Origin of the sequence: Luteibacter yeojuensis, from assembly GCF_011742875.1 — a bacterium.
Classification (GTDB): Bacteria; Pseudomonadota; Gammaproteobacteria; order Xanthomonadales; family Rhodanobacteraceae; genus Luteibacter; species Luteibacter yeojuensis.
The window spans coordinates 1023836-1037885 of the sequence record NZ_JAAQTL010000001.1; the positions used below are offsets into that span (position 1 = coordinate 1023836).

Annotated in this window: 11 protein-coding genes; 2 read left to right on the forward strand and 9 right to left on the reverse strand. The window is 67.5% G+C overall.

Annotated elements, in window-relative coordinates; translation table 11 throughout:
* Window positions 1–216 precede the first annotated feature (216 nt).
* Window positions 217–2442, forward strand: a complete 2226-nt coding sequence (locus tag HBF32_RS04480) for a TonB-dependent receptor (RefSeq protein WP_166698416.1) — start codon at window positions 217–219, stop codon at window positions 2440–2442.
* On the opposite strand, the gene HBF32_RS04485 is transcribed toward HBF32_RS04480, so the two are convergent.
* The 8 genes from HBF32_RS04485 to HBF32_RS04520 form a co-directional block, all read right to left on the reverse strand.
* A complete protein-coding gene (locus HBF32_RS04485) occupies window positions 2439–4193 on the reverse strand; it encodes a GGDEF domain-containing protein (protein WP_240147789.1) in 1755 nt (584 codons plus the stop codon). The genes HBF32_RS04480 and HBF32_RS04485 overlap by 4 nt on opposite strands.
* A gap of 11 nt (window positions 4194–4204) precedes the next feature.
* Window positions 4205–4486, reverse strand: coding sequence for a hypothetical protein (locus HBF32_RS04490; protein ID WP_166698417.1), 282 nt, complete (start codon window positions 4484–4486; stop codon window positions 4205–4207).
* A gap of 85 nt (window positions 4487–4571) precedes the next feature.
* Window positions 4572–5381, reverse strand: a complete 810-nt coding sequence (locus HBF32_RS04495) for an SAM-dependent methyltransferase (RefSeq protein WP_166698418.1) — start codon at window positions 5379–5381, stop codon at window positions 4572–4574.
* 47 nt (window positions 5382–5428) lie between these two features.
* Window positions 5429–6919, reverse strand: a complete 1491-nt coding sequence (locus HBF32_RS04500) for an efflux transporter outer membrane subunit (RefSeq protein WP_166698419.1) — start codon at window positions 6917–6919, stop codon at window positions 5429–5431.
* A 13-nt stretch (window positions 6920–6932) separates the two neighbouring features.
* A complete protein-coding gene (locus HBF32_RS04505) occupies window positions 6933–8060 on the reverse strand; it encodes an ABC transporter permease (RefSeq protein ID WP_166698420.1) in 1128 nt (375 codons plus the stop codon).
* Window positions 8057–9181 (reverse strand): ABC transporter permease, encoded by a 1125-nt coding sequence (locus HBF32_RS04510; protein WP_166698421.1) that lies wholly within the window; start codon window positions 9179–9181, stop codon window positions 8057–8059. The genes HBF32_RS04505 and HBF32_RS04510 overlap by 4 nt, the downstream gene beginning before the upstream one ends.
* The gene (locus tag HBF32_RS04515) at window positions 9178–10962 is read right to left on the reverse strand and encodes an ATP-binding cassette domain-containing protein (RefSeq protein ID WP_166698422.1); all 1785 of its coding nucleotides are present in this window, start codon (window positions 10960–10962) and stop codon (window positions 9178–9180) included. The genes HBF32_RS04510 and HBF32_RS04515 overlap by 4 nt, the downstream gene beginning before the upstream one ends.
* Window positions 10959–11972 (reverse strand): HlyD family secretion protein, encoded by a 1014-nt coding sequence (locus HBF32_RS04520; protein WP_166698423.1) that lies wholly within the window; start codon window positions 11970–11972, stop codon window positions 10959–10961. The genes HBF32_RS04515 and HBF32_RS04520 overlap by 4 nt, the downstream gene beginning before the upstream one ends.
* Before the next feature lie 86 nt (window positions 11973–12058).
* Here HBF32_RS04520 and HBF32_RS04525 point away from each other — a divergent pair, with 86 nt between their 5' ends.
* Window positions 12059–12757 (forward strand): TetR/AcrR family transcriptional regulator, encoded by a 699-nt coding sequence (locus HBF32_RS04525; RefSeq protein WP_166698424.1) that lies wholly within the window; start codon window positions 12059–12061, stop codon window positions 12755–12757.
* 66 nt (window positions 12758–12823) lie between these two features.
* Here the strand turns inward: HBF32_RS04525 and HBF32_RS04530 are convergent, their stop codons facing one another.
* Window positions 12824–14005, reverse strand: coding sequence for a lactonase family protein (locus HBF32_RS04530; RefSeq protein ID WP_166698425.1), 1182 nt, complete (start codon window positions 14003–14005; stop codon window positions 12824–12826).
* Window positions 14006–14050 lie beyond the last annotated feature (45 nt).

Here is a 14050-nt window from a genome sequence, read left to right on the forward strand (position 1 = left end):
CGGCGTACGCAGCAGGATCGTAGGGAGCCCCGGGTGCCGCCGGAAGATTCGCGGCGGGATGCCCCGTGTTGCCCTTCCAACAACAATCCCGTCGGAAGTTCACGCCGGCGCGCTCCCCGGCCCGGCATCGCCGCTATGCAGCAGGCCCGGGACAGGTCATAATGCGAGCAATTCTCATTTCCATTCGCGTCCGGGCCCCGTCCCACTGGAAGATCGATGTCTGCCGCCCCGTCCCGCCGCCGTACCTTGTCCTTGTCCATCCGTACCGCCCTTGCCGCCACGATCGCCCTTGCCGCGGCGGCTCACGCCACGGCCGGAGGCACCACCGGCGGCGATCCGCAGCAGAATGCGCGGGACAACAGCACGACGTTGTCCGGCGTCCAGGTCGAGGCCAATGTGGCTGCGCCCACGGCGGCGTACGCCGGTGGACAGGTGGCCCGCGGCGGGCGTTTCGGCGTGCTGGGAAACCAGGACGCGATGAACGTGCCGTTCGCCATCGCCAGCTATACCGATACCCTGATCCGCAACCAGCAGGCACGCAGCCTGGGCGACGTCGTTTCCAACGACCCCGCCGTACGCACCGGTTTCGGTTTCGGCAATTTCTCGCAGACCTTCACCATCCGCGGCTTCCAGGTCTACAGCGACGACATCGCCTTCGACGGCCTGTATGGCCTGCTGCCACGCCAGCTGCTCGCTCCCGAGCTGATCAGCCGCGTCGAGGTCTTCAAGGGGGCAAGCGCCTTCCTCAACGGTATCAGCCCCGGCGGTTCCGGCGTCGGAGGGAGCATCAACATCGCGCCGAAGCGGGCGGAGGCCGCGCCCCTCACCCGTGTCGGACTCGACTGGGGAAGCGACGGCCAGGCCGGCGGCAGCGTCGATATCGGGCGGCGTTTCGGCGCCGGCGATGCCTTCGGCGTACGGGTGAATGCCGTGCACCGGGATGGCCATACCGCGATCGACGGCGAAAAGCGCCGCGTGACCGCCGCTTCCGTCGCGTTCGATTACCGTGGCGAGAAGCTGCGCGTCACCACCGACATCGGCTACCAGAAGCAGGTGATCACCGGTGGCCGCTCCGTCGTCTACGCCACCGGCATCGCGTCGGTGCCGCGCGCGCCGTCCGCGCGGACGAACTACGCCCAGCCATGGTCCGATTCGTCGCTGGAGGACACGTTCGGCGTGATCCGCGCGGAGTACGACATCGCACCCTGGCTCACGGCATACGTGGCGGCCGGTGTCCACCATGGCAACGAATTCGGCGACTACGTGAGTCCTTCCCTGCTCGACCGCGAAGGCAACGCGACGGAATCGCGGTTCACCGTGCCGTACATCGCCGATACCGCCACGGGCGAGGCGGGCTTCAACGCTTTCTTCGAGACCGGCGCGGTCACCCATCGCATCAACCTCGGCTTCTCCGCGCTCGCCTTCCGCAAGAAAGCGGCATATGCGGGTTCGCTGGATCCGATCCTCACCAACATCTATTCGCCAACCCACGTGCCGGTTCCCGCGTTCGCCTACAACGTGGGCCCCATCAGCGACCCCGGCATCACCGGACGCACGCAGCTGCGCAGCGTGGCGGTGTCCGACACGCTGGGCTTCCTGGACGGCAGTCTGGAAGTGACGCTGGGCGCGCGCCGCCAGAAACTGCATGCGCTCGGCTACGCCTATGCCGTGGACGGTGTGGACGGAGCGAAGAATGCCGATTACAAGCGCTATGCGACGAGCCCCGTGCTGGGCGTGAACTACCGTTTCACCGAGCGGTGGTCCGTCTATGCCAACCACATCGAAGCGTTGACACAAGGCGACCAGGCGCCGGCCAGTTTCGACAATCTTCCGGTCACCAATGCCGGCCAGGTCTTTGCGCCGTACAAATCGAAGCAGAACGAAGTCGGCGTGAAGTGGGACGCCGGGACCATCGGCAGCAGCCTCGCGCTCTACCAGATCAAGCAGCCCAGCGCGTATGTGGATGCTTCGAACACCTACGTGGTCGACGGCGAGCAGCGCAACCGCGGTGTCGAGTGGAATGTCTTCGGTCAGCCGGTGCGGGGCCTGCGCGTGCTCGGCGGCGTGAACTACATCCGTCCCGAACTGGTGAAGACGCAGGGCGGCGCCAACGACGGCAACGACGCCATCGGCGTGCCGCGCTTCCAGGCGAACGCAGGCGTGGAATGGGACATCCCGGACACGCCGGACATCACGCTCAGCGCGCGCGCGGTCCGCACCGGTCGCCAGTACCTCGATACCGCGAACGACCTGAAAGTGCCGGCCTGGACCACCTACGATGTGGGCGCACGCACCACGGCCCACCTTGAGGGCGTGCCTGTCACGCTTCGCCTCACCGTGCAGAACGTGACGAACAAGGGCTATTGGGCATCGGCCAATGGTGGCTACCTGACCCAGGGCACACCACGCACGTTCTACGTCTCGGCGTCGTTCGATCTCTAGGCGATGTCGGCCATCACCCGGTTCCTGCCGGCCCGCTTCGCCCGGTAAAGCGCAAGGTCGGCTTCGCGGCACAGGCGCAACAACGCATGTCCGGTACCGTCGGTGGAGGCGACACCCACGCTCGCGGAAATGGACAGGACGCGACCGTCCTCTTCCACCGGCGCACTTTCGATGGCCATGCGGATACGATCGGCGACGACGATGGCGCGCTCCCTCCGGCAATCCTGGAGGAGGATGCCGAACTCCTCGCCGCCGAGCCGCCCGAACAGCGTGCCCGATCCCAGCTGACGCTGGCAGATGGCGACGGTGTGGCGCAGCACGAGGTCGCCCATGGCATGACCGTAGGTGTCGTTCACCTGCTTGAAGTGGTCGAGGTCGATGAACACGAGGCAGGCGTCGACGCGGCGCTTTTCCAGTGTCTTCAGCACGCGGTCGGCCTCGCTCATGAAATGCTGGCGGTTGAAGATGCCGGTCAGGCCGTCGTGCCACGACAGCCGCATGAAGCGGACCTGCGATCGCTTGAGCCGGAACAGCCAGAACACGACCGAGAGAAGGAACATCGAGAGTAGCGAGATGTAGAGACGACTGGTTTCCACGGCCTTGGTTTCCAGCGCCTTCTGCAGGCGCAGGATACTGTTCTGCCTGCTCAGGCGTTCCGTCTCGAGTTTCTGTACCACGACATGCTGCCGGCTCAGCTCGAAGGCCAGTGTCCGCGCGGTGACGTCGTTGAGGTTGCCCCTGTCCTGGACGCTGTAACGCTCGTAGTACTCGAGCGCCTTGGCGGCGTTTCCCAGGGCCTTCTCCGTGCGGTACAGCACGCCGTAGGCATCGCGCGTGTACTCGCTCGTTTCGGACGGAGCGGCCATGGCGATCGCCGCCCTCGCGGCCTTCAACGCCTGGTCGTTCCTGCCAAGCATTTCGTATGCCTTCGCCTGCTGCACCTGCGACGAAAGCATGTGCGGGTAATACTTGTTGGCCTGAATGCTCGGCCAGACCCGTTCCAGCGCTTCCAGTGCCTCGTGCGGCTGCCGCTCGTCCAGGAACCGGTCGATCTGGACGAGCCGCATGGTATTGGCGAGCACGGGCTGCCGTGCCTGGACGCAGGTGCTCACGGCCTGCGCCACGTCGTTGCCGTCGGGGCGCAGGCGGTGCCCTTCGTAGAGCGCGGCGACACGCAGGGAGAGCGGGTAGCAGGTCTCGCCTGATGGCGTGCCGCCTTCCATCATCATGTCCGCGTACTTCACGGCGAGGTCGGTCTGCCCCGCGAGGTTGAACATCTGCGACAGGTTGCCGAGGAGCATCGAACGGGCCAGGGGATCGTTCACCGAAGGGAGGAGCGAGGTCAGGCGGTTGGCGAGCGCATAGGCCTCCTGGTAGCGCTGGGACAGGCCCAGGTTGCTCAGCAGCAACGCCGAGGCCTTCGCCGCGAGCGTCGCGTCCCCGGAACGGTCGATCACTTCGCGGAGCAGCTTCTCCGAGGCCGGGTAATCCCCCTGGAACATCGTCTCCCACGCGTCGAGGTAGCGCAGGTGCCATCGCTCGGCGGGCGTCAGGCTCGATGCCTGTCCGTGCATTTCCGCCATCATCCGCACGAAGCGCGGATGGTCCTTCGTGCGCACGCTTTCAGCCTGCACGAGGAAGCTCGCCGGGTCCTCGACCGAAGAGGCGGCCCGGGCGCCTGGCACGAGCACGCAAAGGCCCACCGTCGTCCGGAAAAGCCAGGACCGGACAAGGGTGGGCCAACGATGCATGCAAAGTCCTGCTAGTACGGGAGCGACTTATCGTCGTCCTTGCGTTCGGGTTCGTCCATATCCTCGTCGTCTCCTTCTTCCTCCCAGCCCGGAACCTGCGATACCTGCGTGGGCGGATTGGGCCGGTCGCCGAATTCGTCGGCCAGGACGTCGCCGTCTCCCGTGGCGGCGGCCTTCGTCAGGCAGGGCGTCGCTTCGGACATGGCCAGGATGTCCGCAAGGTCTTGCGCGGGCGCATGGCGTAGCGACGCATCGCTGCCAATGGCTTCCAGTAGATCGATCGTGTCCCGCATGTTCCTACCTTTCTGTCTGGTTACGGCATGCGAGCCGCGGTCGCGTGGGCTCGCCTCGCCGTTGACGGCAGGTGGCGGAATTTCTTTATTCGAGAGCGGCCAGCCGTTCCTGGACGGCAAGGTTCGGCTTCAGCGCTTGCGCGGGAGGAAGGACCACCGTTTCCTCGGCGGTCAGCGGCGTGTGTGGCAGGTCGCGCAAGGCCACGCGGCGGATGCGCGGCCGTTCGATCGGCAGGGTGGCTGCGCGGTAGATGATCACTTCATGGTCGAGGGGGTAATCGGCGGCGAGTACGTCGACCAGTACCTGCCGGTGCGCCGCGCCGGTGGCGAAGCGTTTCAGCGAACGATCGCCGACCACGCCCACCTGCCACAGCACGAGGTAGCCGGTGACGTCGATCCGCCTTTCGTAGAACAACAGCTGGCTGGCCTCGAAATGCTGGCAGCCGACGCGGCCCGGATCGAAGCCGAGATCGGCGTAGAGACAATCCTCGGCCGAGATGCCAGGCTCCATATGGGCTTCGAACCCTTCGGCGCGCGCCACCTCGATCGCCTTGTGCGGCGACCACGCGAAGATGCCGGGGTGCCCGTAGAACACGCCGCAGACGCGCTTGCCCGCGCGCACCTCCGTCATCAGTACGTCGACCCACTCCCGGTAGGTCTTCATCCGCGACTTGCCCTCGCGATAATGCGACTGGAGGCTCCGCACGTCCGGATGCATGCGTTGCAGCCAGGTTTCGACGATGCCGTCGGAGAGCGCGGCGAAGACCACGTCGGCCTGCTCGATATGGCTGCGCGCGAGCGGCGTCAGGTGGGAGCCGAGGGTCATGCCCAGGCCGACGCAGGCAAGGCTGCCGCGGGCCGGGTTTCGGGGCGGATGAGGGAGCGGCGTGTTCATCGCGCGAATAGTAGGTCATCGCGATGACAGCGGCACGCGCCGGAAGCTCAGTGCGGATCGCCGCCCCCGATGGCCTTGCAGATCGCCACGTAGCGGACAGCGAGCTGTGCGTCGCTCTCCGCCCTGTCGCGTTGCGCCGCAAGCAGGCTGCGCCGGGCGTCCAGGGCGTCGATGTAGCTGGTCTCGCCGTGCCCGTAGCGCGCATCGGCCAGCCGGTCGGCGTCCCGCGACAGACGCTCGCGCTCGGCCAGCCGCTCGTTCCGCTCACGCTCGGCCGCGTAACCGTTCAGCGCCGTGTCGATATCGGTCCACGCCCGCAGCACGGTGCCCTGGTAGGCGACCGCGGCTTCCTGCTGCTCCAGCTTGCGCAGGGTCACGACGCTCTTCCGGCGGCCCATGTCGAACACCGGGAGATCGAGGCGGGGGCCGACGGACCATCGCCGGCTGCCCCAATCGGCGAAATCGCCCGAGTGCAGCGACTCGAAAGCGAATCCGGCACCGAGCGTGATGCGTGGGTAGAGGTCCGCCACCGCCACGCCGATGTTCGCCGTGGCCGCGTGCAGGCGAGCCTCGGCCTGGCGGATATCCGGTCGGCGGCGCGCCACGTCGGACGGAATGCCCAGGGCCAGATCGGGCAGGATGCGCGGCGGCCCTTCCCCCTCGACCGCGGCCAGCGTCGCTCCCAGGCTTCCCGGCGACTGCCCCAGCAGCAGCGACAGCTGGTCGAGTGTGCCTGCCTCGCGTTCGAGCAACGCGGGCAGACGCGAGCGGAGCTCGGCCAGCAGCGCTTGCTGCCGGGTGGCATCGAGATCGCTTGCCATGCCTCCGTTCGCGCGGGCCTTCGTCAGGTCGAAACGCTCCGTGGCCGCATCGATGTCGCCGCGGGTCAGCGCCAGCTGGCGCTGCAGGCCGCGGAGTTCGAAGTAATGCCGCGCCACCTCCGCCGCCACGTCGAGGCGTGCGCCATCGAAGAGTGCCGCGGCTTCGTCGACCCGCGCATCGGCGGCTTCGACGGAACGGCGTACGCGGCCCCAGAAATCCGGCTCCCAGGAGGCGTCGAAACCTGCCTGGTAGTCGTTGAAGGGTTGGCTGAGGAGCCGCACCAGTTCGTCCCGCCGCTCGGCCGGCGCGAGCACGTCGATGGTGCGGCTGGTGGTGCCGTTCTCGCTGGGCCGTTGCCGTTGGGCGGTGGCATCGACGTCGACCCGCGGTCCCCGCTGGGCCGCTGTCGCGCGCCTCTGTTCGCGGCTCTGGGCGAAACGCAGCGCCGCCGTCCCGAGATCCGGATTCGCGGCGGCGGCCTGGGCCTCGAGCTGGTCGAGCACGGGATCGCCGAACGCCTTCCACCATGCGTCCGAGGATCGGGCGTCGCTCGCGACGAGGGCGGGATCGTGCAGCGATGCATCGCCGCCCCGGGCCGAAGACCAGTCTGTCGGGGCACTCGCCCGCGGCCTCTCGAAGTCGGGACCGACCGCGCACCCGGCCAGTGCGCAACCGGCGGCGAAGATCAGGACGGGAAGGAAAAAAGACGTTCGCATGAGACGCACCGGGTCAGACGAGTCGGTTTCGGAAGAGCCATGCCGCGAGCGGAAGCGTGACGCTGGCGATGCCGAGCAGCGGAAGGATGTCGCCGAGGACGGTGCCGAGGCCGACACCCTCCAGGTACACGCGCTGGACCATATGGATGGCATAGCGCGCGGGATCGATGGCGGTCAGCCACTGCATCGCGACGGGCATGTTCGCGATGGGGGTGGTCATGCCCGACAGGAGCACCAGCGGCATCATCAGCACGAAGGTGTAGAGCATGGCCTGCTGCATGCTGGCCGCCATGGCGGAGATCGCCAGACCGATACCCACGCATGCCACCATGAAGACGAGCAGCGCCACGTACAGCGTGCCCAGGGAACCGGCCATGGGAATGCGGAACCATAGCGTGGCGATCAGGAGCACCAGGCTGGCCTGCACCAGCCCCACGACGATGGACGGCACGGACTTGCCGATCATGATCTCGGCCGGCGTGCAGGGCGTCACCAGCAACTGGTCGAAGGTACCCTGCTCGCGCTCGCGGGCGACCGACAGCGCCGTCAGCATGAGCGTCTGCAGCATGCTGAGGATGGCGATCATCGCCGTCATCATGAACCAGCGGGTCTCGAGGTTCGGGTTGTACCAGCTGCGCACGTCCAGGGTGAGCGGAACGCTGCCGCCGCCGTGCTCCCTCCGCCAGTCCGCATTGAACCGCGACACGATCGTGCCCAGGTACCCCGCCGCGGTGCCTGCCGTGCTCGAATTTCGCGCATCGAGAATCAGCTGCACCGGCGCGCTTTCGCCCCCTTCCAGCCGCTGCTCGAAGCGCGGCGGGATGTTGACCACGAAGAGGACCTTGCCGGCGTTCACGATCGGGGCGATGTCGCTCTCGTTGCGCAGCGTGGCCACGCGCCGGAATACGCCCGACCCCTCGATCCGGGCCACGAGGCGCGTGGCTGCCTGTCCGTGGTCCTGGTCGAGCAGCGCATAAGGCGCCTGGCGAAGGTCGAGCGTGGCCGCGTAGCCGAACATGAGCGATTGCACGAGCACGGGTGCGAAGAGAACCACGCGGCTGGCGGGATCCTTGAGGATCACCTTGAGCTCCTTGAGGCACAGGTTCGCCACGCGGCGCAGGAAAGCAGGCAGGCCGCTCATCCGATCAGCTTCCGTGTCTTCGCGCGCGCCGCGGCGAGCAGCACCACCGCGTAGCCGATCAGCACCGCGCAGTTCTTCAGGATCATCGGCCAGAGGTTGCCGGCGAGGAACAGGCTCTTGAGCGTCTCCAGGTAATAGGTGGCGGGGAGCACCCGTCCCACGCCCTGCACCAGGAGCGGCATGTTGCGCAGGTCGTAGATGAAGCCTGAAAGCATCAGCGCCGGCATGAAGCTGGCGACCAGCGCGACCTGGCTGGCGGTGAACTGGTTTTTGGTGACGGCGGAAATGAGCAGGCCGATGCCCAGCGCGACGAACAGGTAGAACACCGACACGACGAGGATCAGGAGGAGCGAGCCCTCGATCGGCACGCCGAAGAGGAAACGCGCCGCCACCAGACACATGGCGATCCCGATCAGGCCCACGCCGAAGTACGGAATGATCTTCGCCAGCAGGATCTCGATCGGCCGCACCGGCGTCACGAACAGGGCTTCCAGCGTGCCCCGCTCCCATTCGCGCGCCATCACCAGCGCGGTGAGGAAGGCGCCCACGAGCGTGGTGATGAGCACGATCAGGCCAGGCACGAGGAACCATGTGCTGGTGTTGGCCTCGTTGAACCACATCCGCGATTCGAGCCGCACCGCTCCCCCGGCATCCGCGGGCGAGGCCCATGACTGCAGCGCGGACTGCACGTAGCCCTGCACGATGCGCGCGGTGTTGGCGTCGGCACCATGCAGGATCAGCTGCAGGTGGGCGTCGCCGAGCGCGAGGCGGCGCGTGAAGTCGGAAGGGATGCGCAGGATCCCGTTGACCTTCCGCTCCAGCATCAGGGCCTCGGCCCGGTGCATGTCGTGGACGAGCGTCGGGTCGAGGTACGGCGACAGCCGCATGCTCGCCACCATCCCGTGGGCGGTGGGCGAGGTGTCTTCCATCACGACGGCCAGCGGCGCGTTCTTCACGTCGAACGACAGGCCGTATCCGAAGATCAGGATCAGCACCAGGGGCAAGGCGATGCCCATCATCAGGTTGCTGCGGTCGCGCAGGAGCTGCTTCACCTCCTTGCGCACGAGCGCCGTCAGGCGGCGCAGGAAGGCACCGCGGGTTTGCGGCTTCTGCGCGGTCATGCGGCCTCCCTGTCGCCGCCGCGCGTGTCCTTGCGGTGCCGCTGCACGATGCCGATGAACGCCTGTTCCATGTCGAGCGGCGTCTCGCCGGTTTCGCCCGCCTGCGAGCGGATGTCCCCGGGGGTGCCCAGCGCCAGGACCTTGCCGGCGTCCTGGATGACCACACGGTCGCAGTACTCGGCTTCTTCCATGAAGTGCGTGGTGACCACGATCGTCGTGCCGCCCTCGGCCAGCGCCGTGATACGCCGCCAGAACTCGCGCCGCGCGAGCGGATCCGCGCCGCTGGTCGGTTCGTCGAGGAAAAGGATGTCGGGCTCGTGGAGGAGTCCCGTCGCCATCGCGAGGCGCTGCCTGAAGCCGCCGGGCAGGAGGCCCGCCTGCGAATCGCCCACGCCGTCCAGCTCGAACTGCGATTTGACGGTACGGATCCGGTCGCGCAGGCGCGCGCCGTACAGGCCGTACGCGCCGCCGAAGAACGTCAGGTTCTCGTCGACCGAAAGGTTTCCGTACAAGGCGAACTTCTGCGACACGTAACCGATCTCCTGCCGCGCCGGCGCCCGCGCCTTGCGCAGGTCGTAGCCGGCGACACGCAGCATGCCGGAGCTGGCGGGAAGGAGTCCGCAGAGCATGCGGAAGGTGGTGGTCTTCCCCGCCCCGTTGGGACCGAGCAGGCCGAAGATCTCGCCACGCTCCACACTGAAGCTGGTGCGGTCCACCGCGGTGAAATCGCCGAAGGTGCGGACGAGATCCTTCACCTGGATGACCGTGCCGTCTTCGTGCTTCGCCGGCGATGCCGACGAGGCGACCGATGCCGCGGCGCCGAAATCGCGACGGACTTTCGAGCGCAGGGCCAGCATCACGCCGTCCTCGAGCGTGGGCGGGACGCCGTTGCAGGCCGCCTCGCCAAGCAGGGCAGCCAAGGGCGGATCGCCCTTCTCCACCGTCTCCTTCGCGCGTACGAAATGCACCTTGCCGCCCCGCGGCACCGCATCCACCGTGTCGCCGTCGTCGAGCAGGCGGGCCTGGAGGTGGCGCGGGGTCTCGCCGCACGGGGGCACGGCGGCGAAGCAGAGACCGTCCGCGGTGTCGCGGATGGAATCCGGCGTTCCCTGCGCGAGCACGCGTCCCTCGTGCAGGATGACGACATGCGCGCAGCGTGCCGCTTCGTCCATGTAGGAGGTGCTCACCAGCACGCTGAGTTTTTCGTCGCCCACCAGCTGTTCGACGATCTCCCAGAGTTCCCTGCGGGAAAGCGGATCCACGCCCACGGTCGGTTCATCGAGCAGGAGCAGTTCCGGCGAACGCACCAGCGTGCAGGCGAGGCCAAGTTTCTGCTTCATGCCCCCGGACAACTTCCCCGCGGGCCGTGCCGTGAAACGGCCCAGGTCGGTCATTTCCATGAGGCGGGCATACCGCTCGCGGCGCCTGTCGCGGTCCACTCCGTGCAGGTCGGCATACAGGTCGAGGTTCTCCTGCACGCTCAGGTCGTCGTACAGGCCGAAGCGCTGCGGCATGTAGCTGATCCGGTCCTGCACCGCCTGCGGATCGCGTGCGGCGTCGATGCCCAGCACGGTCACGCTCCCGGCATCGGCGACCATGAGTCCCGCGGCAAGCCGCAGCAGCGTCGTCTTGCCTGCCCCGTCGGGGCCGACGAGGGCGCTGATCGCGCCGGCGCGCACCTCGAGCGAGACTTCCTCCAGCGCCTGCACCGCACGGCCGCCGCGCTTCGGGGCGAAGCGCTTTGCCACACCCTGCGCGACGAGGGCGGCCGAATCGCTCATGGCTTCGCGGCCACCGTGCCCGGCAGCCGCACCGTTGCCGGCATGCCGAGACGCAGGCGATCCTCGGGATCGTCCACGTTCACGCGCACCTCGTAGACGAGGCTCGTGCGCAGGTCTTCGGTCTCGACGTTCTTCGGCGTGAACTCGGACACCGAGGCGATGTAGCCGATGCGGCCCGCGATCGGACGATCGGGCGCGCTGTCGGTCGTGACACGCGCGGCCTGGCCGGGTTTGATCCGGCTGAGGTTGGCTTCCGACACATAGGCCCGTACCCACTTGGGATGCAGCACCGCCAACGCGTACACCGGACGTTGCGGCGAGGCCATGTCGCCCGGTTCGAGCAGGCGGCTGCGCACGACGGCGTCGATGGGAGCCTTCAGCTCGGCGTCCGCGAGTTCCTGCCTGGCGACCGCGGCTTCGGCCAGCGCGGCTTCGCGTTGCGCGCGGGCTTCGTCGACGTCCTCCTTGCGCGGACCCGCGACGGACAATTCGTGCGCCTTGCGCAGGGAGTCCACCTTCGCATCCGCGGCGGTGGCAGCGGCGAGCGCCTGGTCGAGATCCTCGCGGCTCACCGCGCGGCCGCCGGTGTCCCGGCTGATCGAACGGAGCCTTTCGAGTGTCTGGTGGGCCATGCGCGCATCGGCCTGCGCGGCACGCATGTTGGCGTCGGTCTGGGCGATTTCCTGCGGCCGGTTGCCTGCCTCGAGGCGGCGCAGCACTTCGTCCTGCACGCCGACCTGGGCCTCTGCCTTGGCGAGCCGCAGCTTGAGCGTCCTCGTGTCCAGCGTCGCCAGGACCTGCCCGCGCGTGACCCGGTCACCCTCCTCCACGCGCATCCCCGCGATCCGCTCGTTCACCTTGAAGGCGAGCGACACCTGACGGATGTCGATGTTGCCGTGAAGCACGATCGGCTGGTCCGGGCTGGGCCGCAGCAGCCACCAGAGCGCCAGGCCCAGCAGCAGGACGAGGACGATCAGGCCTAGGAAGAGGGGGCGCTTCGGCTTAACCATGGACCGGGCTCGGTGCGGTAATGCCCCGCAGTCTAGGCCCGCACACGGCCAAAAATCAAATGCAAATTTGAGTTATAGTTTCGCGCATGAGCGATCGTCCCCATCCCCCTTCCGTCCGTCGCGGATCGCGCCAGGACGGCGAAAGCACCCGGGCCCAGCTGCTCGATGTGGCCGGCCGGCTGTTCGCCGAACATGGCTACCTGGGTACGTCCAGCAAGGAGATCTGCCTCCGCGCCGGCATGAACATGGCGGCGGTGAACTACCACTTCGGCAGTCGCGACGGGCTCTACGAAGCGGTGCTCGTCGAAGCGCACCGCCAGTTGGTGAGCGTGGAGGATCTCGCGGCGTTCGCGCGCTCCGATCGTCCCCCGGGCGAGAAGCTGCGTGCCCTCGTGGCCCACTTCGTGAAGCAGGCCGGGCTTGGCGAGAAGTCCTGGGGGTTCAAGGTGGTGCTGAGGGAAGTGATGGCGCCCTCCCCGCTCGTGAACACGCTCGTCGAGCAGGCCGTCGCGCCCAAGGCCGGCATCGTGTCCCGCCTGATGGCGGCTTATCTCGGACTGCCTTCGTCGCACCCCGCGGTGCAGCGGGGCATGATGTTGACGATCTTTCCGTGCATTGCCCTGCTCATCGCGCCGGAAGGTCTGCGGAAAAAGGTGTTGCCCGCCCTGTCGCCGACGTCCGAAGGACTCCTCGAAGACATGACCACCTACATCCTGGCGGGACTGGATGCGCTGTCCATAGCGCACGCCGGTTCCCGCACGAGCGCCCGCAAAGCGCGACCGTAAGGGCCGCTTCGGCGGCCAGGACAAACCGTGGAAGCCGCCAAAGCGGCTCCCACGGCAGAGTGCCGGCTATTGCACGGCAAGGCCCTGCATGCCCGAGAAGGCCGCGAAGACCGGCGTCTCTCCCAGCGGCACGAGTTCGCCGTTCTCGCGCACGGCAAAGGCGCTGACCCCACCGGTGCCCGGCGTGTTGACGTACAGCGAGCGACCGTCGCTGGAGAACTTGATGTCGGTCGGCGCATGGCCGGCGCCGAGGTTGGCGGCGAGGCCATCGGGCGAGGTGAGCGTGAGGTGCCCCTGCGCATCGACGCGGAAGGCGGTCAGCGTATTCGAGCCCGCGTTCGCCGTGACCGCGTAGCGATGGTTGGCGGCGAGCCAGCAGGTCGCTCCCTGTCCGGTGGGTACCGACTGCGAGACGACGCGCAGCTCGCCGTTGCGCTCGATCGAATACGACGACACGGCATTCCCCCCGGCTTCGCTGATGAGGAGATGGTCGTGATCGTCGAAGGTAAAGCCGAACGCGGCCGGGTCCATGGACGGCGTGATGGCCGGATCGCGCGAAAGCTCGCCGGAGCGATCCACGCCGAAGACCTCGATGAAGCCTTTCGCGCGGGAGTCCTTGACCGAGATGGCGAGCCAGCGGCCCGTGCGATCGAACTGGAGCTGCGTCGCGGTGTTGCCCACGTTGGGTTGGTTGCCCACCAGCGGCTCGTCGGTGCCGATGAGACGCGTGGAACCGCGCACCTTCGAAAGGAAACCGAACGGACCGATCCTGAAGGCGGTGACGTTCGCCTCGCCTGCGCTGTTCAACACGTAAAGTTCCGAGCCGTGCTGTGCAAGGCTGACGGGATAGCTGCCGCCCGAGTCGGTGACGTCGATGAGGACGAGCCGGTCGCCCAGGACCAGGAAGGTGGATATCTCATTGCTGCCGGCGTCCACCGCAAAGAGCAGGTGTCCGTCGTCGCTCAACAGCAGCGCGTTCTGCGAACCCAGCGGATCCGGCGGCGGCGCGGTGGTGCCGACGCCAACGCCCTTGCCGCCCGTGCGGTAGACGCCCACCTTGTCGAGATGGCCGATACGGTCGCGTTTCAGGACCGCCACGCTGTTCTGATCCTTGTCGTTGGACATGACATAGACGTGCGAGCCGTCGTGCGGGCCGAAGCCGAAAAGGTCGGCCTGCTGGGCCGATGCGGCCGAAGCGCCCGCCGCCGTTGCGACGAGCGCCATCGCGAGTACGTGCTGTTTGTGCATGGCTTTCTCCAATGATCCCCGCGTATGCGGGGGATATAGAGAGTT